Here is a 24,689-nt window from a genome sequence, read left to right on the forward strand (position 1 = left end):
GCATACACGCCTGATCCACCGCATCGGGCATTCTGTATTGCAAGATCGTGTGCGGCCGTTCCTGGTTATAGATCCGCACCGATTGCACCACCATTTTGCTCGCCTGTTTCAGGTCTGTAGGTCGATTCAGCAAGAATTCGCCTTTTCAGAATACCGCTGATCCGTTAAGCCAGCGCATTCTGATAGTAGTCGTAACCATCCGTCCTTGAGCAAGTCAACAGACGGTCTGCCAAAATGATTTTGGTCACCACCCCGTACTCGTCACTCATGACGTCGATGACTGCCTCGAACAGCGCCGACCTCTCTTTTTCTTCTTTGAATTAACGTTCCAATTCCTTGATACTTTGTTCTCGCATCCGTAGCTTGAACTGTTCATCCGTCATCGCCCCCCCCGTTTGCCTCAACCTCTTGGGCATAGCATCCTGCAGGCCATGTTTACAACACCATACCAAAACCGTCGAACGACCTTGTATTCCATGCCGCTTTTGCGCCAGCCTGTTGACATCCCTTCTCTTCATCGAAAAAGTGTCAACTTATTTCAGAACGGGTCAACGGTAAAAATAAAACTTGAGTGATAAGGCTTGAGCGCGCCTTACAAAACGTCCATGGCAACGCTGTGTTGCCTGGCTCTGAACGTTCTGTTCGGCACTCTCAAACGTCGCGCCTGAAACGCTTGTCGAGAAAGAGGCGACACGATAAGTAAAAAATCAGGCGTAACTCCCGGCCTCAGACGCTCTTTTTCCGAATGACATTCAGCCACCAGTGATAACCCAATACCAAGATCGAGGAGATCAGTAAACCAATCAGCATACTTAATATTAGCGCAGGCCCCAAACGGCTTGAACGGCGCTCGGGCAGGCTAGGACCAGCAATAAACCGGGTCTTTTCCAGATACAAATTCACTGCAGTCTGATTCCCGATACTGATTTTATTATAGACCTCCTTCACTACCTCATTGCCCATGTCTTTATTCTTGAAGACGCTGTCTTTAATACCATCCAATTCACGCAAAATCGATTCACCAGACTTGTTGGTGTCGAGCAATGCTTTTGCCTTGTCGACATACTCAAGCAACAAGAGGTTTTGTTGTTGCTCCCGTCTTAACTCGATAATATCCTCACTGGTGCTCAGAGTATCGACCTCGTTTGACATCAGGTGAGTAAGCGGTGACAGATAGCGTGAATTTTCAGGAGTAACCGATAGTACTTGATTAACCGCCTGTCTATTTGATTCAGGATATTGGGCAACGATCTGCTTCAATGTAACGCCTTTGCGCTTGTACATCTCCATTTTTTCCTTTAACTCAATCATCTTATTATCGAGTTTGGAAATTTTTGCCGTTATTTCAGTATGCTTGAAACGCAAGTCATCCGAATAGATTAAATAAATTATGCTATCCATCGCATAGCGTCCCAGAAGCCTGACCATGTTTTGCGCATCCTGAGGATTGCCAGTTTCATACTTAATACGCAAGCCAATAACGTTGTTTGCGCCATCTTTAGGCTGAGTCATCAATTCTTTGGCATCGGTCTTGGTATAGGAATACACCGGATCAAATAATGACGAAACAATTTCTTTGGACAGAAATGCTCTTCTCAAACTACCAACTGAGGCTACGTCCGTCATCTTACTCTGCTGTACAAACTCGTCAAAACGCCCGCTGGTGCTAAACAATGCAGCATAACGCTTATAATCAGCAAGTGAAATACCCGGACTGGCATCCTGATCAATCTTAATACCGGGATTGGTATCCTGATCAATCTTTTCTTTGGACATCGGAATAGCACCGCCAAACTGCAGAAAAGCCTCGCTTTTATACTGTGCAGTCGATAGTGTGTATGCCCCACCCAAAACCGCAGCCAAAGCCATGCAACCAAAAATAGGTTTGCGCGCTCGCCACAATATACTCAATATATCGCTCAAAAAAATCAGGTGAGCATTGTTATTGGCACTATCAGGCTTTAATTCATCCAAATTTTTCATAGATCTTTTTTGTCAATTATAAAACAATATACGATGCTACGCATTGTATTGCATAGCTCTATGCACTGCACTATCTCAGACACAGTTAGCTTTCATTTTCAGTACAAAGCAGGTGTTGCCGCGATTGATCGTCGCATATCGCCTTTTCTATGCGCACACCAAATTAAATCTTCAATATCACATTGGGGCGCATATTCCGAAACCACTCGCAATAACAAAACACGCACGGCCTCGTGATCGAATTTCTCACAAGCATAAGTCAATTCCGTCAGCAAACCATCCAATTGACTCCAGGGTATTTCCGCTTCTTGCGCACGCATAATCAACGGGTGCTCGGTACCTTCGACGTTTTCACCAATCAACAATTCTTCGTATAATTTCTCTCCGGGGCGCAAGCCTATGTGTTGAATCTCTATCGTACCTTCCGGCGTCAATTCGCTTCGCACCTCCAGGCCACTCAAATGCACCATACGCTTTGCCAGATCGACAATTTTCACCGGCACGCCCATGTCAAGCACAAACACATCGCCACCAGAGCCCATCGCGCCAGCCTGCAATACCAGTTGTGCAGCCTCTGGTATTGTCATAAAATAACGTGTGATTTCAGGATGGGTGACGGTGATTGGGCCGCCTGCCATAATTTGTTTACGAAACAGCGGAACAACGGAACCAGAAGACCCCAGTACATTTCCAAAGCGAACCATACAAAATCGGGTCTGATCCTGTTTACGAGCGAAGGCTTGCAAAATCAGTTCGGCGAGCCTCTTGGTCGCGCCCATTACATTCGTCGGACGTACCGCTTTATCAGTGGAGATCAAAACGAAACGTTTGACATTCGCTGCTATTGCCGCCCGCGCCATACTTAAGGTGCCAAGAGCATTATTTCGTATTCCCTCGATCGGGTTATGCTCCACTAATGGTACATGCTTGTACGCGGCAGCGTGATATACCGTTTCAACACCGAATGTACGCAAGATTTTTTCACACTTTTGCGTTTCCAGCACAGAACCGAGAAATGGTTTCAGATCAACATCACTATTGAGCGCGGTCCGTAAGCCTTGTAATTCTTGTTCGATCGAATACAAGGCAAACTCTGACATTTCCAACAAGATCATTTGGGCGGGCCGCTGACGCAATATCTGACGGCACAATTCGGAACCGATCGAACCACCGGCCCCAGTCACCATCACAGATTTTCCAGCGATATGCATCGCCATCAAATCATGATTGGGTTCAACCGCATCGCGGCCGAGCAAATCTTCAATCTCGATTTCACGCATATCTTGTAGACTCGCCGAACCACTAATTAGGTTCTTGATAGGCGGCGCCACTAGGGTTTTGATCTTGAGTGGTTCAAGCTTGTCAAGAATACGGCGCTGTTGTGCCTTAGACAAGGATGGCATTGCAACCAATATCTTGGTGATTTTCTTGCTGGCCGCCATTTCCTGTAGCGCTTCCGGAGCATATACCCGAATGCCCGCAATGGTTGCTCCCTGCAACTCCTTCTTATCGTCAACAAACATGACAGGACGATATTCTCCGGCGTGGCTCAAGGCTTGCGCAAGTTGACTTCCAGAAACACCAGCGCCATAAATGGCGACACGGACACTATCGACAACCTTACTGGCATGCGCAAAATAACCACGCGCGGCAAAGCGGCTGGCAGCGACATACATGATAGCACCGCCCCAGTAAATACCGAAGACGCCACGCGACAAACCAGCCATGCTAGTGGTGAAGACCGTCAACGCCAACAGCGCGGCAACAGAAAAAGTGACGCCGAACAGCACCATGTAGACTATTTTATAGTCGATGAAGCGGATAACCGCCCGATACAGTCCCAATTTGATAAAAATCGGAATCGAGATCAACGGGGCAATCGCGATGAGCCAGATATACGGACGGACGATCGCAACAGTGAAACCATCAAAGCGCAAAAAGATTGCCACCAAAAAAGTCAATGGCAAAAAAATTAGATCCGCCGTAACTGCAACGGTCTGCTTATGCAGGCGAGGAGAATTTAATAACAACGTCATTAATGATAACCAATAAAATAGAGATCGTGAGAAGCCAGATACGGACTGTCTTACAATTGAGCACCATTACCAATGCCGATGTAATCCATACCCTGTGCCCGAAAAATCCTGCAAGTCAATGCTTGATTCCGTCCCGCCGTAGCACTTTGACCAAAGTCATCAATACAATTTTCAAGTCGAAGAAAAATGATTGCCGATGTAGATACTCAACATCCAATTTGACCTTGTCAGGGATCGGTAACTCGTCCCGCCCATTCACCTGCGCCCAGCCAGTCAGGCCAGGCGGTATCGCATCTACGCCTTGCTGCGTGCGCAGGCTGATCAGGTCTTCCTGATTAAATAAGGCCGGCCGTGGCCCAACCACACTCATGTCTCCCGTAAAGATACTCCACAATTGCGGTAACTCATCCAGACTTGATTTACGCAAGAACGAACCGGGTGGGGTCAAGAACCGCGCTGGGTCGGTCAGCAAATGCGTCGCCACCGCAGGCGTATCAACACACATGGTCCGGAATTTCGGCATTTTGAAGATTTTATTATGCTTGCCGATCCGGTCCGACCAGTACAGTACAGGCCCTGGTGATGTTAATCGAACAAAAACTGCCACCAAAAGTAGCGGGATAAAAAATATACATAAAGAAAACAAAACAAACACCAGATCAAATAACCTTTTCATATACAACCAATCAACTATTAGATAAAAAATGATCCACCGTCTGCTGAATGGCGTCCTCGACCCTAACAGGCGGCACCCAGCCCAGTGTCGATTTCGTATGTTCGATATCTACTTGCAAGGATCCCAGCAACCGACTGGCCGCCGCTGATTTACCGAGTAAACTGGCACTGGCGGACAGCAAGCCGACGGGCAACGCAAACAATAAGGCGGACTTTCCCATAGCCCCAGATAACATGCGCAGCAGGTCAGTCATGCTCAGGTCGCAATCATCCGATACCAAAAAGACCTGTCCGGCCGCATGCGGATGACGGCAACAAGTGATAAGCAAATCAACCAAATTGTCCAGAGCAACCATGCTTCTGCGATTATGCACCGCGCCCAGAGGCAGCGGTATGCCACGCTTCAGCAATTGCATCAGTCTTAAAAAATTGGCCCGCACGCCTGGACCATATACCAGCGGCGGACGCACAATGACTAACTGTAAGCCGGTTTCCTGCGCTAACTCCAATAAAGCTTGTTCCGCTTCCAGCTTGGAAATACCGTATGGATCCAAGGGCGCTGGCGCGTCAACACTGGTGAACGGCTTGGCATACGTCTGTTCGCCATTTACCTTGATGCTGCTGACATACACAAAACGCTGGATACCGCTGCGCACCGCCTGTCTGGCCAGATTTAATGTCGCATCCACATTCACGGCACGGAAAGCCGCCAACGGATCGCTGGACTTGTCATCCATTACATGCACGCGCGCAGCCAGGTGTACCACCACATTGCATCCCTGCAAGGCTGCGCTCCAATCGGTTTGCGCCGTCATCTCGCCGGCCTGCACGCGCGATGGCAACGCGCTCCTTTTTCGCATAGCGCCGGCAAACGGCACACCCAAGGCCTCTAGGCGATCACATAATGCCGAGCCGACGAATCCGGACGCGCCGGTCACCAATATTTTATCCGACACGCCGCACCATTCCACAAAGTCCATCAAAACAGTTCCGCATATTGCTTGGCAATCCGATCCCAAGTATAAAACTCATCCGCTAGCACCTTCATTTTCAAGCCAATCGCCGCAAAGGCTACGTCGTCGGTACTGGCAAGCAGATTCATCAATTCATCCGGATTGCTGAACGAAAGACCTGCATCATGAGTAGTATAACGATTGAAATCGCAATCAAAATAAGCGATCGGCAAGCCCAGATACATAGCCTCAACCAAAGATGGATTGGTACCACCCGCGCTATGGCCATGGATGTAGACATGACAGTTGCTCCTGATTTCATTCAATGTTTCTGGATGATAAATAGGATCGAGTAGATAGACATGCGCCAGATGCTCATATTTCTTCCTTAAATTTTCCCCATAAATACTATTATTCCAATTTCCGATAATAACCAGATCGATACCCGTATACGTCTCGAAACAACTGAGAATAATATCGAGATTATTTTCCGGTTCGATCCGACACACCTTGAAGGCATAGCGTTTATCGGAAAAACTGTATTTCTCGCGTGCCGCAGCGCTCATGCTGCGCGCCACCGCATGATCTGCGCCGTAGGCGATCAACGCTCCGCTGCGGCGATACTGGGTTTCCACATATGACTGGATAGCCTGATTGTCTACCACAACCACATCCGCCGAACGCACCGCAGCAGCCTCGGATTTTTTCAGAAACCATTTGGCAAATCGCCCCCATTTTGCGCGCCGCCATTCTAGTCCATCGATGTTGACGATGATTTTCTTATTACTGATTAGTTTAATAATCGGCAGAAAAATGCATCCCGATACGCCCAGCACCACAATCACATCAGCAAACCTAATCGCCTTCAGCATGGACACCAGATCATACACAATGCTCTGGGCACCATTGGCGTCCAAGTTGATGTACTCAAGCGCCGCACCGTTGTAAGTACGCATTTTTTTCTCGTATTTTTTGGCGCTGCAAAAAACCGTGAACTCAAACTTCCCCTCCAGACGCTTCGTCAGATGATCCACCAGCGTCTCCCAGCCGCCGTAACTGGCGGGAAGTCCTACAGAGCCAACAATTGCAATTTTTTTCAACATGGCAAGACAATCAGATTTTCATTATAAATAATTTCAAAAATATGAAATCAAAAAGTAAATACAACACTTGCAGAGCCATCAATGTAAAACATCATGGTGGCGCCCCAAGACTTATTGCAACCGACTTCCTCTCAACAAGAGAGGCCCATTCTAAAGGAAGCGTTTGCCACACCAGATCAACATTGTTGAACTTCCGCCATCACCGCTTCGAGCGCGGCGGCAAATTTATCATGTCCAAAATCTTGCGCACGCAAGCGAGCGGCCTGCGATATCGCCATGCACAATTGCTCATCATCGGCAAGCGCCAGTACACGGAGACGCAGTTGCGCAGTATCGCGCGAATCAACCAAAAACCCTTGCACAGCGTCAGTGACCAACTCAGCCGGACCACCAAGCGGGGGAACAATCACCGGCACACCAAACGCAATCGCTTCAAGGATAGTAAGACCAAAGGTTTCCTGGCAGGTATCGACGCGGGAGAGGTTCAATACCACGCTGGCTGCGCCATAAAATGCGGGAGTATCCATGGTTCTCGGATACACCGTCAATTTTGGCGGGCATTTTCTATTTGAAAAATATTCATCGATATCTGCCAATTCGCCATTGACCACCAGGTCAAAATGGATATCGTCCCGTTCGGCGAGTGCATCTACCAAGGCAAGCAGTTCCGGTATGCCTTTATAATCGCGCAGCGACGCTACCATCAAGACCTTGAAAATACCCTCACGACGCGGCATATAAGGCGCGGTAGTAGCAACCCGCTGGAAACCTTGCTCTAGCGTATTATGGACACAGCGAGCTACCACTCCCCCAATAGGCAACATTTCCATATGAGTCTTGGAAACATAGATATTCAAGGATGAAGTCCACCTCACCAGGCTCGTTAAATACAAGCGCAGCGGCGCCGGACTGATCGACACTTCATGAATATGATACAACACGCGGCGCCCAGTCAGTTTTCCATACAGAGCGGCGCCAAAAGGCAACAATGTATTGGTGTAAACGATAGCTTTTTTTTCAATACTCCGATCTCGCAATAAAGCGAAAAACAAACATAACTGACTAAAAAAATAAGTGAACAGCGTCACCCAGCGATACTTCGACCGCACGTACCAATAGCGCGTAACGGGAAGATCGCAATCAGATAAAAACCCCTCGCTGCCGCTACCAACAAATATCTTTGCGCCACTGGACTGTTTTTTTAGGACAGAAATCGTTTCAGCCAATATCTTGGGACTACCAGAAAAATCGTTCAACAGATGGCAAAATATAATTTGATTCATAGATTTAAATTCAATTTTTAGAATTTAGCAGCGAAAAAATATTTTCGTTTAACTATTTTCCATGACAAACATAGATGATGCCTGTGGCGTTACAGTGGCTATCAGGACAGGTTCGATCAGCCTTCCTCAGATCGCGGGCTTATCCAGACGTGACCGGATCACTCTGGCCGGCACCCCGGCAACGATCGAATAGGGAGGAATTTCACCGCGCACCACCGCGCCGGCGGCTATCACACAACCATGGCCGACCCGGGTGCCATCGAGAAAAGTAACTTTAGCACCAACCCAGCAATCATCTCCGACCACAATTCCTTGCCGCGTGACACCCTGCAAACGGATCGGAATATCGATATTGTCAAATACATGGTTCTCTGGATGAAAACTAGTCCATTGCCCCATGATTACATTACTGCCGATGTCCACCCCCCCCGCTCCACCGATGAATGAAAATCCACCTATACCCGATTGATCGCCGATACGTATTCCTTTTCCCATATTGGTGATGATGCCGGACGCCTCGATGACCGTGTACGGGCCGATATTGACACCATTCCCAATGACCACGCCCTCGCGCGACAAACCATCGATCAGCACACATTTCCCCAGCGTTACACCGCTGCCAAACTTGATACGACTGCGATTACGTAGTTCTACCCCCGCATTCACAAATATCCATTTTTTAGGATTGAATGCAATTCCACGTAAAATGCAGCGCATTAGACACATGGCTCGGCGAAAGGCGATGCCGAACAAAGTTCCCATAGGAATATCTGGATCAAGGCTGTACGCCTTTCCTTTGATCATAGTGGCGCAGGCCGAAATCATACGCCTTGTTAGTCTTGAAAACAATCTTACTTCTCCCTTGCAATTATTTAACATCAACCTCTACAACATACTCAGTAGAAATTTTATTAGGCGAGTTTCTTTCCACCAATATATAGGTAATAACCATCAGGAAAATTGGATTCCCAAGACTAATCAGTGATGAATTCATGAATCCGGCCAGAAATATGAAAAATAGAATAGAAAAGTTTTCCCTGGAGAAATTTCTGTGCTGGCAAAAAATAAAAATAAAATAAAATACAAAAAATAATAATGGTGAACGATAGAACAACAGTAAATAATTATTATGTGGATTGGACTCAAATCCACCAGCGTCAGTACCATCTAGTTGAAGAGTCGGGACTGAAAATTCAGCGACCGAAAAATGACCAAAAATATAATCAATCCAAGTGAAATTTTGCATCACATGTTCGAGCTGCTGCTCCCATATCATCGATCTTGCATGCGTCAGGCTATATGCCAGCATACGCAAATCGATGTCGCTGCCAAATATGCTCATGCTCCCGCTCACTTCCACGGCCACCAGTATTGCAGCAAACAGTATAGAAATAGAAACCAGTATTAACGAAGAAAGATAACGCCGACTTTTATATAATGGATATAAGGAAAATACAGAAAAAACGGCAACCAATGGAGTCAAACGAAATGACGCCAGAACGCCGAATAAAGATGCAGCCAAATAAAACTTGCGATCACTCCCCCGATACATGAACAAATTTATCAGTAATACTAGTGAACTATAACTATCGATAGTGGCGGGGCTACCTTCGAGGCCATATAAAATACCGTATTGTAAAAATCCAAAATTGACACGGAATTCTTCGGTGTCCACATATTCATATAGCGTGTTGGGCACCAAGCCACTCCATATCAGCGTGGCAGCGACTAGATAGAGCAAGTAAGTCCGGTTAATGAAAAGAATAAAATCCTGGCGGTCCACGTCAAAGGTTGAAAAAAACCAGATAAACAGCATCACCTTCAAATACAAAGCCACTGTGTAGCTATTATTGTCATATACCTGCATGAGAAAAAATATGCAGAAAATAACCGCAAAAAATATGAACAGCCGATATTGCCATTCAGCCTGCAAGGCTTTTACACCTTTCTGCATGATCAGCAGAAAAATGCACATCAGGCCAAACAGCGTGGAAACATATTCACTGGTTGCCGATTCATTACTTCTGAAAAAAATGGAGAAAAAAAACGCCAAATAAACCGCATACAGAACTTCAATCGGTTTCACCTTCATATTTTCACCATTTTTAGTTAAATTTCCCCTCTGCCTTGAGACGATTGTAATGCTCAATATTACGGTTTTTGAATGGCTTGGCAGGATGTCCGCCAGCAATGGCAAATGCCGGAATACTTTTCACAACCACGCTACCTGCCTGAACAATCGCTCCTTCACCGATTGAGACCCCACCAAGAACAATTACGCGGTCCCCCAGCCAAACATTGTCGCCTATCGTGATATCCTTGAATAGATAGCTATCGTCGTAAGGAATCGCTTGACCATGGTCATAATTATGTTCTTGCGTGATCATCAGGCAATTTCTACCGCTATGAAAATTAGCGCCAATCACCACCGTCCCGCCGCCCAGTATCTCCATACCATTAAAATTAACATTTTCACCAAGCGTAGTGGTTTTACTCACCCAACTCTTGCTGTTCACTGTCAAATGTGGATGGCAACTTTGACATTGCATCCGAACTATTTTTGTATAAATTTTCCGATCTAGTGATTGCTTGAGTAGCCAGATCGATCTCAATATTTTTTTAATCATATGATTTTTTGTTTTCCAAGACGCCATGGCATCGGATATACACGGTGTGCCAACAGCCAGGTGAGCGTGAATAAAATCAACCAACTGGCTACCATCGAATACGCGGATCCCGTAATGCCAAAGATTGGAATCAGCAAATAATTTAACAACATGACTATACCGGCAGAAATCAGAGTCATCACTGAGAGAAAATAAGTCTTCTTCACATAAAAAATATAATTTGTTGCCATGAAATAAAAACCCTGCAGCAAAAATGCCAACGAAATCAGCATCGCTACACCTTGCCCTTCATGGTAATTAACCGAGATAAAGAAATGATAGACCAGCGGTAAGGCAGCAACAAAAATCAGAGATCCCGCACACATCAAAGCAATAATTTTATAGGTTTGCAACACCAATTTTTTCTTTTGGTCAAAAGATGGAGAACTGTTCAACTGGGCATATAAGTGGGGGACCCAGGCTTGATTGATCGAAGACATGACAATCATCACGGCGCTAGCAATTTGATAAGCTACGTTATAAATACCAACGGCATCCGCAGAAACCAAATTAGCCAAGAACAACCGGTCGGCCATTGCCAGCATGATTCCTGCCAATGAGTGCGGCACAAGTGGAAAACCAAATTTAATCGCTTCGTGAAAATAATATTTATCGAAGCTGATATTCAGAAGTCCTTCGCGAAACAACATCACCAACGAGATCGCGTTAAACACCACAAATGATCCCAGCATGCCCCACATCCGCCCTTCCCAGCCATTTTTCAAACAGATCACGAAATACAGAGAAAATACGATGTTCAGCAGGGTCAGGCCAATCTTGAAGACACCATACGCCATCAATTGCTGTCGTGCTTGAAATATAGTCGGCATCAGCATCGGTAGTGCCTGCAACAAGACGAAGACCGCGCTGGCGGTGACCCAGAATTCCGAAATCTTGAACAGGCCTGCGACTTTTTCGCTAAAAATAAATAATAAAGGTAAGACGACAAAAAAACCCAGTACGGGAAGCCATAGGATAGTCGTGATAAATTTGGAAAACTGCTCCTTTGTCAGTCTGGTGTACTCGATAGTCACCAGCCCCTGAAAACTGAGCAAGACAATCGGAAGGAGCAAAGCTTGTAACATTGTGACCAAAGAAAGAATACCGAATTCCTTGGGCAGAAGATACGCTGTCAACACCGGCAACAATAAAAATGGCACAGCCGCATTCACGATATTGAATGCAGAGTAGGCAAATATTTGACTGGAAAGTCTCATGCAATAACTTGGTGAATTTCTCTAAGTGGCGTGTTATGTAACTTCAAATACGTTTTTAGCGCATGGACGCCATGCGCTGGAAATCGGTTTTTTTTCTGCCAACGCTGTCAACGCAGCCCCCATCAGTTCCGTCGAGCGCCCCTCGCTGCCAGTTCCTACGCTGTGTGAGAAATACTTCGATGCGGTATAAAAATCTGTACGCTGCATGGCGCCGTCAAGGCCGTTGATCAGATCAACCGGATTGTCGGCATAAAACACTACGCCGCGACGGATAAAGCCATAATGATCCAGTATTTTTCCTTTAAACGGCATACAAATAGGTGTGGCTTTGAGCAGTGCCGCTTCCAGTAATATGTTCGAGTCGGCGGCAATGACAATGGCGGACTTGATAATCAAATCGGTCGAGCGTTCGACTTCGGGAGCGCTGTAAGTGACCCCGATCTGCAGCGATTTCTGACGCCATTCGTTGAAACGTCGAGTATCACCAGGGTGCGGCCGGACACAGACAGTGAATGCACCACCGACCTTCTCCAGGATATATTTCGCTGCGGCCATAACCGGATCGACCTCGTCCAAATCGTTTGGACAAATGGAAATACAATTGCGCACCAGCGTCAGATTACTCAATTGACGCAAGGTCTGGTCCAGTTTTGAGATTCCGGCCAAAAACACCACGCAGTCGCCCAAACCTTTTTTCTGATACTTTTCCAATGCATCCACACCATCGAGAAAAGCATAGTCAAACATCAATTTGGGGAACTTCTCGCTGACTGATGCATGCTGCACATAAGCGACAGGCACCTGCAATTCGCGGCAGGCAAGCGCGAACGTCCTACTCAGCATCGAATGGTCGTTCGAAACCACGACTAACGCCGGACGGTTCCTCGCCAACATAAAACGTAAATAGACAATATATCCGCAAGAGAACATGTATTGATCTAATGCAAAACTAAACGATTTTTTCCGATGTCCCGAAGCCATCAAATATTGAAAAAACACCCAGGGTGCATACATCAATCCCAACAGATTCGGGATCAGAAAACTGATCTTGTTCGGCTCCGCAATTTGCCCCGCTATGGTAATGCCATTCGGCACGCAGCGGCCAAGATCTTCCAAGGCTCTTTTTTCATTGATCGACGAATAAAAAAATACGACTTTGTTTTTCAGTTCGGCGTTGACGAGCTTAACCGGGCCACCACGTGGCGGGCACAAATCTTTCAAAAACCAGAAGAAGAATGAGGCCAATCTGATCGACATGCCTTTTTTCTGCAACACGGCAGATGGCAGGTTGAGCGTATTCATTTCCTCTGTAGCAAATGAATATACGGCATCATAGATATTCGGCGGGGCAAGTTTCTCAAAAAATCCGGAAAATATACTCATCATTTAATTTCATTGAACAGACTGAAAACAGGAACAGCATGTACCTGTCTGATTCATCAAGGAAGCAGAGCCTTTATTTTTTATTTTTAGCCTGGAATCACATCTGCAATGATATATGCGCTGCCCGACTTCAAGTTTCAATCGACAAGACAAGGCTGATACCGCGATTGCGTCGATTACCGGACCGCATGGACATAACAACAATCAAAGACGCTCAGGGATTGCTGCGCCTTTATTGGCTGCGGCCAGTGCGACATAAACCATCGATGATAGTAAGTCAACACGGGCCATGCATGTCATAGAATCAAATTCCAGCTCAGCGCCGTTCCGGCCTTGACGTCTTGCTTGACGGTCTGTCCAAGCACCATATCGTAGTGTTTCGGGGGCAACCCCAAACCTGGACGGATGGCGCGTAAATTTTGTGGACTCAGTACTTCGCCCGCCTTCATGTCTTGGGTGATGTACAAGGAACGACGGAACACCAACGATTTCTTTTCTTTCTCGGTCGCACCATAACTGATTTTTCCCAGCGCCTGCCAGGCCCGTTCGCTTTCGATCACCAGCGAGCGCATTTCGTCCGGCTCCATTGAGAATGACGAATCGACACCACCATCGGCGCGGCTGAGGGTGAAATGTTTTTCGATGACACTGGCGCCCAACGCGACGCTGGCCACCGATACGCCAACCCCCATCGTATGATCTGACAGCCCCACTTCACAATCAAACAAACCGCGCAGATGTGGAATCGTCAGGATGTTGGTATTTTCCGGCGTGGCTGGATAAGTGCTGGTACATTTCAGCAAAATCAAGTCCTTGCAACCAGCTTCGCGCGCGGCGCGTACAGTCTCGTCGAGTTCGGCGACACTTGCCATGCCGGTGGAAATAATCATCGGCTTGCCTGTGGCCGCGACACGGCGAATCAATGGTAGATCGGTATTTTCAAACGAAGCGATCTTGTAGCAGTCCATATCCAAGGTTTCCAGGAAATCGACCGCCGTGTCATCAAACGGGGTGCTGAACGGAATCATTCCCAGTTCGCGAGCGCGATCGAAGATCGGCTTATGCCATTCCCATGGCGTGTAGGCTTCGCCATACAGCTTGTACAAGGACGTACCAGCCCACAGGCTGTTGGGGTCGCTAATGTGAAATTCACGCTCATCCAGATCCAGGGTCATGGTATCGGGCGTATAAGTCTGAATTTTCAGCGCATGCGCCCCCGTCTTAGCTGCCGCCTCGACGATTTCCAGCGCACGTTCGAGCGACTGGTTATGGTTGCCGGACATTTCGGCAATCACGAAAGGAGGATGGTTCTTGCCGATCAGGCGGTTGCCAATTTTGATGGAATCAGTCATGTTGCAGCACCTTCTTAAAATAGCTAGTGGAGTTCCTGACATAGCCGGCAGTCAGGAACAGACGGTGAGAAGGCTGGTTATCACCGAGAACCTCCGCCCGTATTGTTGTTATATCCGCACGCATATTGCGTAACCATTGTTCTGCGCTAGCAAGCAGTTCCGCCCCCAGGCCCTGCTGCTGCGTGCCCGGCACAAGATAAATTGATACTTCCGCGCTGTCTTGCAGCAAATCAAAACGCACCACGCCAACTGGCTGGCCGTTGCGCTGCTGACCAATCATCAAAATACGCTGCGGGTCAGTCAGCAAGGCTGTCAACCAGCGCTGATGACTCTCCAACGCTATGGGCGCGCTGCTGCGCGACACGGCGCGGATCGATTCATGGTTCCGCCAGAGCATCAAGTCAGCAGAATCGTCCTCGCTGGCCTTGCGCAAGACAATCGCTCCCATGCCCAGCTTGCGCGCCACGCGCGCTGTGCCACGGCCATCGACGATGGCATGGCTCTGGCGCGACAGGCATTGCCGCAAGGCAGGATTGTCGAGCAACGCGGTGTAATGAAGCAGCAAAGCCTCTTCCAGCTCCACGCCTAGTCGAATATCCGGCGCATACACCAGGCCGCCCACCGCTGCGTCGTCAACCAGTTGCCGCTGATTGTCCGCCACACACAGCGTCAAGGTGGGCAGTCCCAAACTGCAACGTTCCCAAGTCGCCGTGCCGCCAGCACCAATCGCCAGGTCCGCCGCAGCCATCAATTCAGCCATACGCGAGGTTTGTACATGGCAAGTAAAACCATGCTGAGCACAAGCGTCTTCGATCGCCGCACGTGCTGGATGGCGCATGCCAATCACGACATCGACCTGCAGTTCCGGCCGGTTTGCACGGGCCAGCGCGGCAATAGCAGGCGCCGTGTAATTATCGGCATCGACACCACCAAAGAAAACCAGCACGCGGTGTGCCGCAGCGCTGCGCAAGCCGCACCTGGCACGCCAGGACGCAAACTCGCTCCTCAGCAAGGCGTGGCGCGGTCCCAGCAACCTCAGGCATGCAGACGGCAACAAACCGTCATAACGTTGCTGCATGTCATGGTAATAATTTTGGTCCAGCAAAACACTGCAGTCATGTGCACGATCTGCCAAGTCATCAATGACCATGATCCTTGCCGCAAACGCCTTGGCGGCCTGTTCCCAGCGCGCATCGAGTGCATAATGGTCAACGATAATCCAGTCTGCTGCCTGTCGCGGTGAAAGCAGCGCGCGCACCTCGTCCAGTTCTTGTTCCAGCGGCACGCCCAGCCATGCAAGATGCGCTGGCGAACTTGCGGCACCTTCCGCGACAGCGCAAATGGGCGCTGTCAAACTGAGTACCTCGAATTGCTGCGTACGCAGCCAGTCGACATAGTTTCCCGTCAATTCGCGGCAAACGAAGGTAACCGCCGCCCCGCGCGACCTGAGCTCTTCCGCCAAGGTTGCACAACGCATGACATGTCCGCTTCCCATTTGCAAGGAAGCATCCACGCGGATAACGACTGAACTGCTCATCGTACCTTGAACAATGGTTCCAATGGTTTGCAGCGTAGCAAACCTTCCAGTGTCCCCTCCTTCACGGCGGTAACCAGCATCGGCACCACTTCTTCATAAGCTGCGAACAACTTCTCGAGATCGCTGTCGCTATGGCTGTAATTGACGTTATGGGTACCGAAAGTCAGAATGCCGCGCGCCAACATTTCTTGCATGAACAAGGTCTTGATATGCCATTGTGTGTACGGAGCAGCATCCTTGATCAGCACGAAACTCCAGCTCGGATGGCCGGCAACGCTCATGATGTGCTGCGCCGCATTCGCCTCGATGATGGCATTGAGGCGGTCGATAATTTTCTGGCCCTGCTTCTTGATCGTCGCCACGACAGGTTCGCGCTGCAATTTTTCCATCGTCGCCAAGGCCGCCGCCAGCGACAGTGTTTCGCCACCGAAGGTGAACGAAAAGAAGATTTCTTCCATGAGCTTCATGACATCGGCGCGGCCGGCGATGGCCGATACCGGGTAGCCATTTGCCAGGCCCTTGCCGAACGTGGCAAGGTCGGGCGTAACGCCAAACAGCTCTTGCGCACCACCATTGGCGTAGCGGAAGCCCGTGATGGTTTCATCAAAGATCAGCAATGCGCCATGCTTGTGGGCCAGTGCCTTGACGCCTTCGAGGAATCCTTCCGCCGGCGCGTATACATTCATCGGTTCGAGGATCACGGCCGAGATCTGCTCGGGGAAGTCGGCAAACAGCTTTTCCAGCGATGCCAGGTCGTTGTACGCAAATGTATGCGTGAGTTCGCGCGTGGCAACGGGAACGCCGCGGTTGCGCGCGGTCGAACCGATGTACCAGTCCTGCCAGCCGTGGTATCCGCACACGGCCACATGTTCGCGGTTGGTGTAGGCACGCGCCACGCGGATGGCGCCGGAGGTTGCATCGGAACCATTCTTGCCGAAACGCACCATCTCGGCGCACGGCACGATTTCGCAGATTTTTTCCGCGACCTGCATTTCAATCTGATGCGGCAGGCTGAAGATCACGCCCTCGTCCAATTGCGCCTTGACCGCATTGCTTACGTCTTCGTCGTTATAGCCGAGCGTGATCGACGCGAGACTGCTGATGAAGTCGATGTATTCATTGCCATCCACATCCCATACATGGCTACCCTTGCCGCGCTGAATAAAGTACGGTGAAACACCCAATGGAAACTGGGTTTTGCTCTTGCTGAAAGTCTGCGAGCCGAGCGGGATCGTTTTAAGGGCGCGTTCCAATAACTCTTCAGAGCGTTGATAGCGTGTAGACATATTAGTTCTCTATGGTGGGGGGGATAGTCGGTACTGCATCGGCGTCGAGCGATTTTTGATATCCCTCGTTACGTCCATGCATGGTGTTCCAATTTACTAATTCGGGGCGCTGTTCCAGCAGGGATAGGACATCCTGCATAGAAAAACGCGTGTTTTTCCGATACAGCGCGTCGTAAATCAGGGAGACCAGCTCAAAGTCCTTCGGCTCGTCCACAGTCCAGCGCAAATGCGACAAATCCGTGGCGTTACGGTACACGCCCACCTTATAGCGCTCGGCTTGCTGGTGAATGAACGGCGTAACATGCTCGCGCTGCGACGGCAGACGCGCTTCGCGCCACGCTTCATCCAGGCAGGAGGCGCGGAAAATCTCCACATCGAGGCCATCCGGGTAGCTGGCCTCGACACAATTGCTGACGTAGTCGTAGTCGCCGGCCAGATAAAACGCGATAACCTCATCGATCAACGCCGGGTCGGTCAGCGGGCAATCAGCCGTCAAACGCACGATATGTTCGGGCGAAAACGTTTGCGCCGCCTGGTGAAAACGCTCCAGCACGTCGTTCAGATCACCCCTGAAGCAGGCGATGCCACTGGTTATGCACAATGCTTCAATGGCGTCATCCGACTCTTCACGGCTCGTTGCCACCAGCAATTGGTCGATCTGGCGCACGTCGCGCAGGCGCTCGATCTGACGCAGCAGCATCGGCTCGCCCAGCAAGGGCTTGAGCACCTTGCCTGGCAGCCGCGACGACGAAACACGAGCTTGCAATATTGCCAATATCATGTTTTACCCTTTGCATGCTGCCACAAGGCAGGATTGACGATCGCTTCGTCACTGATCGCAAACGCCTTATAGTTTTCGCGCGCGGCGCCTGCGGCCGTGTGTCCGGCCGCCGCGCATATCTCTTGCAATTGCACACTGGAATTGACGCCACATACCACCTGGTCGATCTCGTCCAGCCCGGTCACAAAGCCCAGCGCGGCTTGCAGCGGCGTCAAACCTTGTCCGGCAATAAAGCGGTGATAGGCGGCCAAATGCTCGCGCACACCATCAAAATGGGCCGGCAATTCGTGGGGAGCCATCAGCAGCAATCCTTGCAGGAAAGCGGAACGGGCATGGATCTCGACACCAGCCTGTTTCAATTTGCGCAAATGTCCGCTATGCAGCAAACGCTGGTCCAGCACGTTGACAGGCAGCTGAATCAGGTCGATCGGGAAACGTGCCAGTACGGCATCAATCTGCTGACCGGTATACACGGACACGCCAATCTTGCCGACCAGACCCCGCTGCTTCAACAACGTCATGCGCGCCATCAGCGCCTCTCCGCCGGGTAACAATAAATCGTCGACGCGGTGGATCAGCAGGCCATATACGCTGGGGCGCTGCAGCTTGCGCAGCGAGGCGTGCAGGCTGTCCTCCAGTTGCTGCGCCTCCACCTCGCTCACCATCGAACCGGTAAACTGCGGTGTCTTGGTCACGATGTCGAAAGGCGCGGCAGGCGACATCGCACGGCCAAGCACCGCCTCGCTGTCGCCATACAGTGCCGCCGTATCGATCAATGTCAATTGCAACTGGGCCGCAGCGGCCAAAATCGCCGCCACGTCCTCTTCGCTTACCTTGCCTGCCGTATTGGCGATACCATAATCAAGCCCGAACTGAACTGCGCCCAAGCCTATTTTCATTTCAGCGCTTTCCGCAAGGCCTCGATAACGCGGTCTTGCTGCTCTTCCGTGAAGGTGGCATACATGGGCAGGCTAATGGCTTGCGAATAATAATGTTCCGCTTCCGGGAAATCGCCAGGCTTGAAACCTTTTGCCTCATAGTAAGGCTGAATATGCACAGGAATATAGTGCAGATTGACGCCTATCGATTGCGCGCGCAGGGAATCGAAGACGTCGCGGTGCGTCTGCGTCAAGCGCTCGGTCTGCAGGCGGATCACATACAGGTGCAAGCCCGAATAGCCGTCGGGATGCTGCCATGGCGTGATGACAGGAAATTCTGCCAGCAAGGCATCATAGCGGCGTGCCATGACATGACGGTGCGCCACGAAGTCATCGAGCCGCGCCATCTGGCTCAGGCCAAGCGCCGCCTGCATGTCTGTCATGCGGTAGTTGTAGCCGAGCGTGACCTGCTGGTAATACCATGCGCCATCGGGCGCATGTGTCATCAGTTCAGGGTCGCGCGTAATGCCATGGCTGCGCAGTTGCTGAAGGCTGGTCGCCAGCTGTGCGTCTTGCGTGGTAGCCATGCCGCCTTCGGCACTGGTAATAATCTTCACAGGGTGAAAACTGAAGACGGTAATGTCGCTGTAACGGCAATTGCCTATAGCTTCGCCACGATACTTGCCGCCGATGGCATGCGAAGCATCTTCGATAATCTTGAAGCCGTATTCCTGGCCCAATGCATGGATGGCAAGCATGTCGCAAGGCTGCCCCGTCAAATGCACGGGGATGACCACCTTCGGCAGACGCCCTGCCAGCTTCGCCTGTGCCAGCTTGTGCGCCAACGCCTCCACGCTCAGGTTGTAGGTGCGCGCATCGATATCGACAAAGTCGACATCGGCGCCGCAATACAAGGCGCAATTAGCACTGGCAACGAAGGTATTTGGACTGGTCCAGACCAGATCCCCGGGGCCGACGCCCAACGCCAGGCATGCGATATGCAAGGCACTCGTGGCGCTATTGACTGCGATCGCGTGGGATACACCGCAATATGCCGCCAGCGCTTGCTCAAACGCCGGCACTGCCGGCCCCTGCGTCAGAAAGTCGGAGCGCAAGACATCGACGACAGCCTGAATATCGGCCTCGGAAATATCCTGTCGACCGTAAGGAATCATCGTCATGTTTTACGCGGTATGGGTAGGGTCAACGTGAGCCTGGATCAACTCGCGCAATTGTTCTTTGCTCAGGAAATCGGTATTACTGCCGCTGTCATAGCAGAAACCCGGCGGCACCAATTTGGCGCCCATCTTGTCGCAATACTCTTGCGTCGAATACTTGGCGCTCATCGGCAGGATGGCGTAATACTTGCCCATATCAACGGTATTGAAACTGTCGCTGGAAGTGATCATTTCCTCATGAATCTTTTCGCCTGGGCGCACGCCGACAACAGGGAAGCTGCATTCAGGACCAATGGCTTCAGCCACATCGGTGATGCGGTAGGAAGGAATCTTCGGCACCAGCACTTCGCCGCCCCAGGCGTTCTCAAGCGACCACAGCACCATGTCCACGCCTTCTTGCAGACTGATGTTGAAGCGAGTCATGGCCGTATCGGTGATCGGCAAGACACCCGTCGCGCGGCGCTCGAGGAAGAATGGAATCACCGACCCGCGGCTACCCATTACGTTACCGTAACGAACGACGCTGAAACGCAGATCGCGATGGCCAACGATATTATTTGCTGCAACGAACAGCTTGTCCGAGCACAGCTTGGTAGCGCCGTACAGATTGATCGGTGCGGCAGCCTTGTCGGTAGACAACGCAACCACACGCTGCACTTTGGTATCCAGACAAGCCTCGATCAGGTTTTGCGCACCCAATACGTTGGTTTTGATGCATTCGAACGGATTATATTCCGCTGCTGGCACTTGCTTCAGCGCAGCAGCATGAATCACGATATCAATACCTTCCAGCGCGCGTCGCAGGCGGGCTTCATCGCGGATATCGCCGATAAAATAACGAATACCAGCATACTTTTCATCCGAAAACTCATGCGCCATTTCAAACTGTTTCAGTTCATCGCGCGAAAATACCACGAGGCGCTTGATGGTCGGATAACGTTCCAGCACGGTTTTGACAAAGGCCTTGCCGAACGAACCCGTTCCGCCGGTAATAAGGATAGACTTATCTGATAACATTTTTATATTATTAATTAAATGAGAATAACGAATTAAATAAACGCAACATGCTCAGCAGACACCGATATCGTTAACAAATCGGCATCACATCCATCAGGGATACTCGGTAGCACATTGCACCGACCAGAAAAAGAAGGGGGTAGGTATTGCCCGAGACTCAGCCGGACATACATTTACCCTAGCCTGGTCAGCGCAACAAATTGACGTGCCTCAAAACGGGAACCGTAACAAGCTCAAAGTAATCGAGAGCCCGAGCAACACAGCCAGCCACCTTGCACTTTGACAACCAACTAATCTATGAATCATCCCACATCAAAGATGACGTGAATTCAAGGAGATCAGAATGCGCTGAATGATGTCGACACAAGATATTTCTAATTGCTTTTTTAAAAAACAGTCACACCATTTTACCATTATTGTCTTGCTAAAAATACGAAATTCTCGCCTAAAAACCACACTCCGCCATGCAGCCACAGCGTCATTTCTTCGCAACAACGATAAACATAAAGCAAATCACCGGCATGAATATGCAGCACCACACGCGGAAATATTCTCAATTAAGCAAGCAATGATGCTATGAGTGATAATGCAATTAACCGCCCGCTTCGACACTGCATACCACACGGTAGAAGTACCCCAGCAGCAACGCCTTCCACCTGCCCTGCACACCAGCGACGGCACGCCGCAGCCAACCAACACTGTTTCGACATTTCCAGATGCTGCCTTCCAAGCCTGCATGATATATGCACAGCATCCTATTTTCTAACCATCTTGTACGGTTTTACACCTTGTCACAATTACGCGCCAACATAGCCACCGCCACCGCCTATAATACTTGCCCTGCATGCCAGATTCTGCCGCACATGCTTTAAAGCAAGCCAATACTTAACAATTCCCACCTCCTGCGACCATGGCAGCAAGCCGGGTCTTCTATGCGCCCGTACCCGTGATAGAGAAATATCACGCTATCAAATCTTTAAAGACAGCCTGCAGGTTTCACGCGAAAATTTATACAAGCAATAACTCCAACAGACAACACGCCAGTCACGCCACATGCCACATTGGCACCGAGCCCACAACTGAAGAACGCCCTGCCATCCCTACGCGCACGCTCATTGGAGCGGCGCGCCATGAGGCACCAACACGCGATCAAAAAAAAAACGCTGGGGACAATGCCCCAGCGCCTGCGCCATCCAGAATACAGACCGATAAACTTTATTGCTTCAACAAGCCACCCAGCAACGCGGCCACCTTCTGCTTAGGCTTAGCCGCGGCAGGCGCCATGCTGGCGGCAGCCGGGGCTGCTGCCTTGGCGGGCTCATATGGCTTCAGGAACCAGGGATCGGCCTTTTCGCGGCGGGCGCCGGGACCAAAGGCGGGACGCGCACCGCGCTCGGCGGAGCGGCTGTCGCGACTCTCGCCGGCATGGCGGCTCTCGGGGGTACGCGCAGGACGCGCCTCGCCGCCTTCGCTGCGGCGCGGCGGACGGCGCTCGCTGTCGCTGCTGCGGGCAGGAGCCGGATTGAAGCCCGTCAATTCACCGCGCTTGATGCTTTGCTTGATGAGTTTCTCGATATCGGCCAGCAAGCGCTCGTCCTTATCCGAGTAGATCGAAATGGCGTCGCCCGAGGCGCCGGCGCGGCCCGTGCGGCCGATACGGTGCACATAGTCTTCCGCGTTGTACGGCAAGTCGAAGTTGATGACGCAAGGCAAGTCGGAAATATCCAGGCCGCGCGCCGCCACGTCGGTGGCCACCAGCACGTCGATCTCGCCCTTCTTGAACGCTTCCAGCGCCGCCATGCGTTCCTGCTGGCTCTTGTCGCCATGAATCGCCGTGGCGCTCATGCCTTCCTGTTCCAGCACGCGGGCCAGGCGCGAGGCGCCGATCTTGGTATTCGAGAATACGATGACCTGCTTCAGGTCGCGCTGGCGCAGCAGATGGGCGACCAGGGCATGCTTCTGGTCTTCCGTCACCTTGTACACCACTTGCGTGACCTTGTCGGCCGTCTGGTTGCTGCGCGCCACTTCGATCGTCAGCGGATCGTTGAGGAACGTGGCAGCCAGCTTCTTGATTTCTGGCGAGAACGTGGCCGAGAACATCAGGTTCTGGCGCTGCTTCGGCAGCAAGTTGATGATGCGTTGCAAGTCCGGCAAGAAGCCCATGTCCAGCATGCGGTCCGCTTCATCCATGACCAGCATCTGCACCTGGCTCAGGCTGATGTTCTTTTGCTCGATATGGTCGAGCAAGCGGCCCGGCGTGGCGATGACGATTTCCACGCCACCGCGCAGGATGACGGTTTGCGGCTTCATGTCCATGCCGCCGAAGACGACGGTCGAACGCAGCGGCGTATGCTTGGCGTAAGCCTTGACGTTTTCGGCCACCTGCACCGCCAGTTCACGCGTTGGCGTCAGGATCAGCGCGCGCACCGGGTGGCGCGCCGGCGACATGCTGCTGCTGGCATGCGCCATCAGCAACTGGATGATCGGCAAAGAGAAACCGGCTGTCTTGCCGGTACCCGTCTGCGCGGCACCCATCACATCGCGGCCTTGCAGCACCACGGGGATCGCTTGTTCCTGGATCGGTGTCGGATGGGTGTAACCCTGGTCGGTCAGTGCGCGCTGGATTTCAGGCGCGAGGCCAAAGTCGGCAAAAGTCAGGCTGGGAGCAGCGGATGCGGCAGGTGCTGGTGCAGGCGTAGCGGCGGCGGGCGCCGCTTCAGGGGCAATCGCCGGGCTGGGCGTAGGAGTCGATTCGGTTTCAGACATAAATTTTCTGGTGTGCCTCCGCACTGCGGAAGCCATGCTTTCTCAATAAACAACATTTCGGGGCACAGGCAGCTCCGTGCAAGCCATGGATCATTGTTCTTGCGGCACCTCCGTGCTCCGGGACATGCTGTAGGGCGTATGCGGGAGCGTCGAAGAGATGTGCTGCGATGGCGGCGGAGATCGCGCCGGCGGAACATCGCGCGCAGAAGATACAATATCAGTGCTGTAAACGATACCCTAATTCACCGCAACTGTACACGGAAACCGTGATTTTTGAGCAAAAAGCGTTCCAGCAAAGGCCCGCCGGGATGCCGTATGATGGCAACTTCGATGCCAGCTCCGATGCCTCTTCCGCCGCCCCCTGCCCTCACCATGCCCACCCCGCCTCTGCCCCACGATCCGCCACCGCAAGCGCCCAGCAAACCGGGCAATGACGAGTGCTGCCACAGCGGCTGCACCTTTTGCATTCTGGAAATGTACCAGGAAGACCTGGCCGCCTACGAAGAGGCCCTGAGGGCGTGGCAACAGCGTCAGCAAGCCGCGGCCGCACCCGCCACCCAGGGCGTCAGGAAAGCGCGCAAGCGCGCTTAATTTC

At 51.1% G+C, this 24,689-nt stretch carries 20 protein-coding genes and 1 pseudogene; 1 reads left to right on the forward strand and 20 read right to left on the reverse strand.

The features are described 5' to 3' along the window. Positions 1-7: 7 nt before the first annotated feature. The 20 genes and pseudogenes from O0881_RS11695 to O0881_RS11790 form a co-directional block, all read right to left on the reverse strand. Positions 8-215: pseudogene (locus tag O0881_RS11695) on the reverse strand (integrase core domain-containing protein); the annotation flags it as partial. Between the two features lie 511 nt (positions 216-726). After that, entirely contained in the window at positions 727-1,983 is a 1,257-nt protein-coding gene (locus O0881_RS11700) for a lipopolysaccharide biosynthesis protein (protein ID WP_289911361.1), read from the reverse strand. Positions 1,984-2,081: 98 nt separating this feature from the next. After that, entirely contained in the window at positions 2,082-4,019 is a 1,938-nt protein-coding gene (locus tag O0881_RS11705) for a nucleoside-diphosphate sugar epimerase/dehydratase (RefSeq protein ID WP_289911362.1), read from the reverse strand. A 115-nt stretch (positions 4,020-4,134) separates the two neighbouring features. Continuing rightward, the gene (locus O0881_RS11710; RefSeq protein ID WP_289911363.1) at positions 4,135-4,695 is read right to left on the reverse strand and encodes a sugar transferase; all 561 of its coding nucleotides are present in this window, start codon (positions 4,693-4,695) and stop codon (positions 4,135-4,137) included. Between the two features lie 10 nt (positions 4,696-4,705). Further along, on the reverse strand, positions 4,706-5,674 hold the full coding sequence (locus O0881_RS11715) for an SDR family oxidoreductase (RefSeq protein WP_289911364.1): 969 nt from the start codon (positions 5,672-5,674) through the stop codon (positions 4,706-4,708). Next, positions 5,674-6,750: a DUF1972 domain-containing protein gene (locus O0881_RS11720; protein ID WP_289911365.1), complete on the reverse strand. Its 1,077-nt coding sequence runs from the start codon at positions 6,748-6,750 to the stop codon at positions 5,674-5,676. The genes O0881_RS11715 and O0881_RS11720 overlap by 1 nt, the downstream gene beginning before the upstream one ends. Before the next feature lie 176 nt (positions 6,751-6,926). Continuing rightward, positions 6,927-8,033 carry a glycosyltransferase family 4 protein gene (locus O0881_RS11725; RefSeq protein ID WP_289911366.1) on the reverse strand — a complete coding sequence of 369 codons (1,107 nt, stop codon included), beginning with the start codon at positions 8,031-8,033 and terminating at the stop codon, positions 6,927-6,929. Between the two features lie 126 nt (positions 8,034-8,159). Beyond that, positions 8,160-8,858 carry an acyltransferase gene (locus tag O0881_RS11730; protein ID WP_289911367.1) on the reverse strand — a complete coding sequence of 233 codons (699 nt, stop codon included), beginning with the start codon at positions 8,856-8,858 and terminating at the stop codon, positions 8,160-8,162. Between the two features lie 43 nt (positions 8,859-8,901). Beyond that, positions 8,902-10,125 (reverse strand): hypothetical protein, encoded by a 1,224-nt coding sequence (locus tag O0881_RS11735; RefSeq protein WP_289911368.1) that lies wholly within the window; start codon positions 10,123-10,125, stop codon positions 8,902-8,904. A 13-nt stretch (positions 10,126-10,138) separates the two neighbouring features. Further along, complete coding sequence (locus O0881_RS11740) at positions 10,139-10,531, reverse strand: acyltransferase (protein ID WP_289911369.1); 393 nt, start codon at positions 10,529-10,531, stop codon at positions 10,139-10,141. A 125-nt stretch (positions 10,532-10,656) separates the two neighbouring features. Beyond that, positions 10,657-11,916, reverse strand: a complete 1,260-nt coding sequence (locus tag O0881_RS11745; RefSeq protein ID WP_289911370.1) for an oligosaccharide flippase family protein — start codon at positions 11,914-11,916, stop codon at positions 10,657-10,659. A gap of 33 nt (positions 11,917-11,949) precedes the next feature. Continuing rightward, the gene (locus O0881_RS11750; RefSeq protein ID WP_289911371.1) at positions 11,950-13,302 is read right to left on the reverse strand and encodes a hypothetical protein; all 1,353 of its coding nucleotides are present in this window, start codon (positions 13,300-13,302) and stop codon (positions 11,950-11,952) included. Between the two features lie 293 nt (positions 13,303-13,595). After that, positions 13,596-14,651, reverse strand: coding sequence for a pseudaminic acid synthase (gene pseI / locus O0881_RS11755; protein WP_289911372.1), 1,056 nt, complete (start codon positions 14,649-14,651; stop codon positions 13,596-13,598). After that, positions 14,644-16,188 (reverse strand): UDP-2,4-diacetamido-2,4,6-trideoxy-beta-L-altropyranose hydrolase, encoded by a 1,545-nt coding sequence (gene pseG / locus O0881_RS11760; RefSeq protein ID WP_289911373.1) that lies wholly within the window; start codon positions 16,186-16,188, stop codon positions 14,644-14,646. Before pseG ends, pseI begins: the two co-directional genes overlap by 8 nt. Beyond that, positions 16,185-17,474, reverse strand: a complete 1,290-nt coding sequence (locus O0881_RS11765) for an aminotransferase class III-fold pyridoxal phosphate-dependent enzyme (RefSeq protein ID WP_289911374.1) — start codon at positions 17,472-17,474, stop codon at positions 16,185-16,187. Before O0881_RS11765 ends, pseG begins: the two co-directional genes overlap by 4 nt. A gap of 1 nt (position 17,475) precedes the next feature. Beyond that, entirely contained in the window at positions 17,476-18,255 is a 780-nt protein-coding gene (locus O0881_RS11770; protein ID WP_289911375.1) for a glycosyltransferase family protein, read from the reverse strand. Further along, a complete protein-coding gene (locus O0881_RS11775) occupies positions 18,252-19,154 on the reverse strand; it encodes an aldo/keto reductase (protein WP_289911376.1) in 903 nt (300 codons plus the stop codon). The genes O0881_RS11770 and O0881_RS11775 overlap by 4 nt, the downstream gene beginning before the upstream one ends. Next, positions 19,151-20,308, reverse strand: coding sequence for a UDP-4-amino-4,6-dideoxy-N-acetyl-beta-L-altrosamine transaminase (pseC, locus tag O0881_RS11780; RefSeq protein ID WP_289911487.1), 1,158 nt, complete (start codon positions 20,306-20,308; stop codon positions 19,151-19,153). The genes O0881_RS11775 and pseC overlap by 4 nt, the downstream gene beginning before the upstream one ends. Positions 20,309-20,317: 9 nt before the next feature. Further along, positions 20,318-21,328, reverse strand: a complete 1,011-nt coding sequence (gene pseB / locus O0881_RS11785; RefSeq protein WP_230539901.1) for a UDP-N-acetylglucosamine 4,6-dehydratase (inverting) — start codon at positions 21,326-21,328, stop codon at positions 20,318-20,320. 1,215 nt (positions 21,329-22,543) lie between these two features. Then, complete coding sequence (locus O0881_RS11790) at positions 22,544-24,094, reverse strand: DEAD/DEAH box helicase (protein ID WP_289911377.1); 1,551 nt, start codon at positions 24,092-24,094, stop codon at positions 22,544-22,546. A gap of 372 nt (positions 24,095-24,466) precedes the next feature. Here O0881_RS11790 and O0881_RS11795 point away from each other — a divergent pair, with 372 nt between their 5' ends. Next, entirely contained in the window at positions 24,467-24,685 is a 219-nt protein-coding gene (locus O0881_RS11795; protein WP_099666657.1) for an oxidoreductase-like domain-containing protein, read from the forward strand. The last annotated feature ends 4 nt before the right edge of the window (positions 24,686-24,689 follow it).

This window comes from Janthinobacterium sp. SUN100 (assembly GCF_030397705.1).
Lineage (GTDB): Bacteria > Pseudomonadota > Gammaproteobacteria > Burkholderiales > Burkholderiaceae_D > Janthinobacterium > Janthinobacterium kumbetense.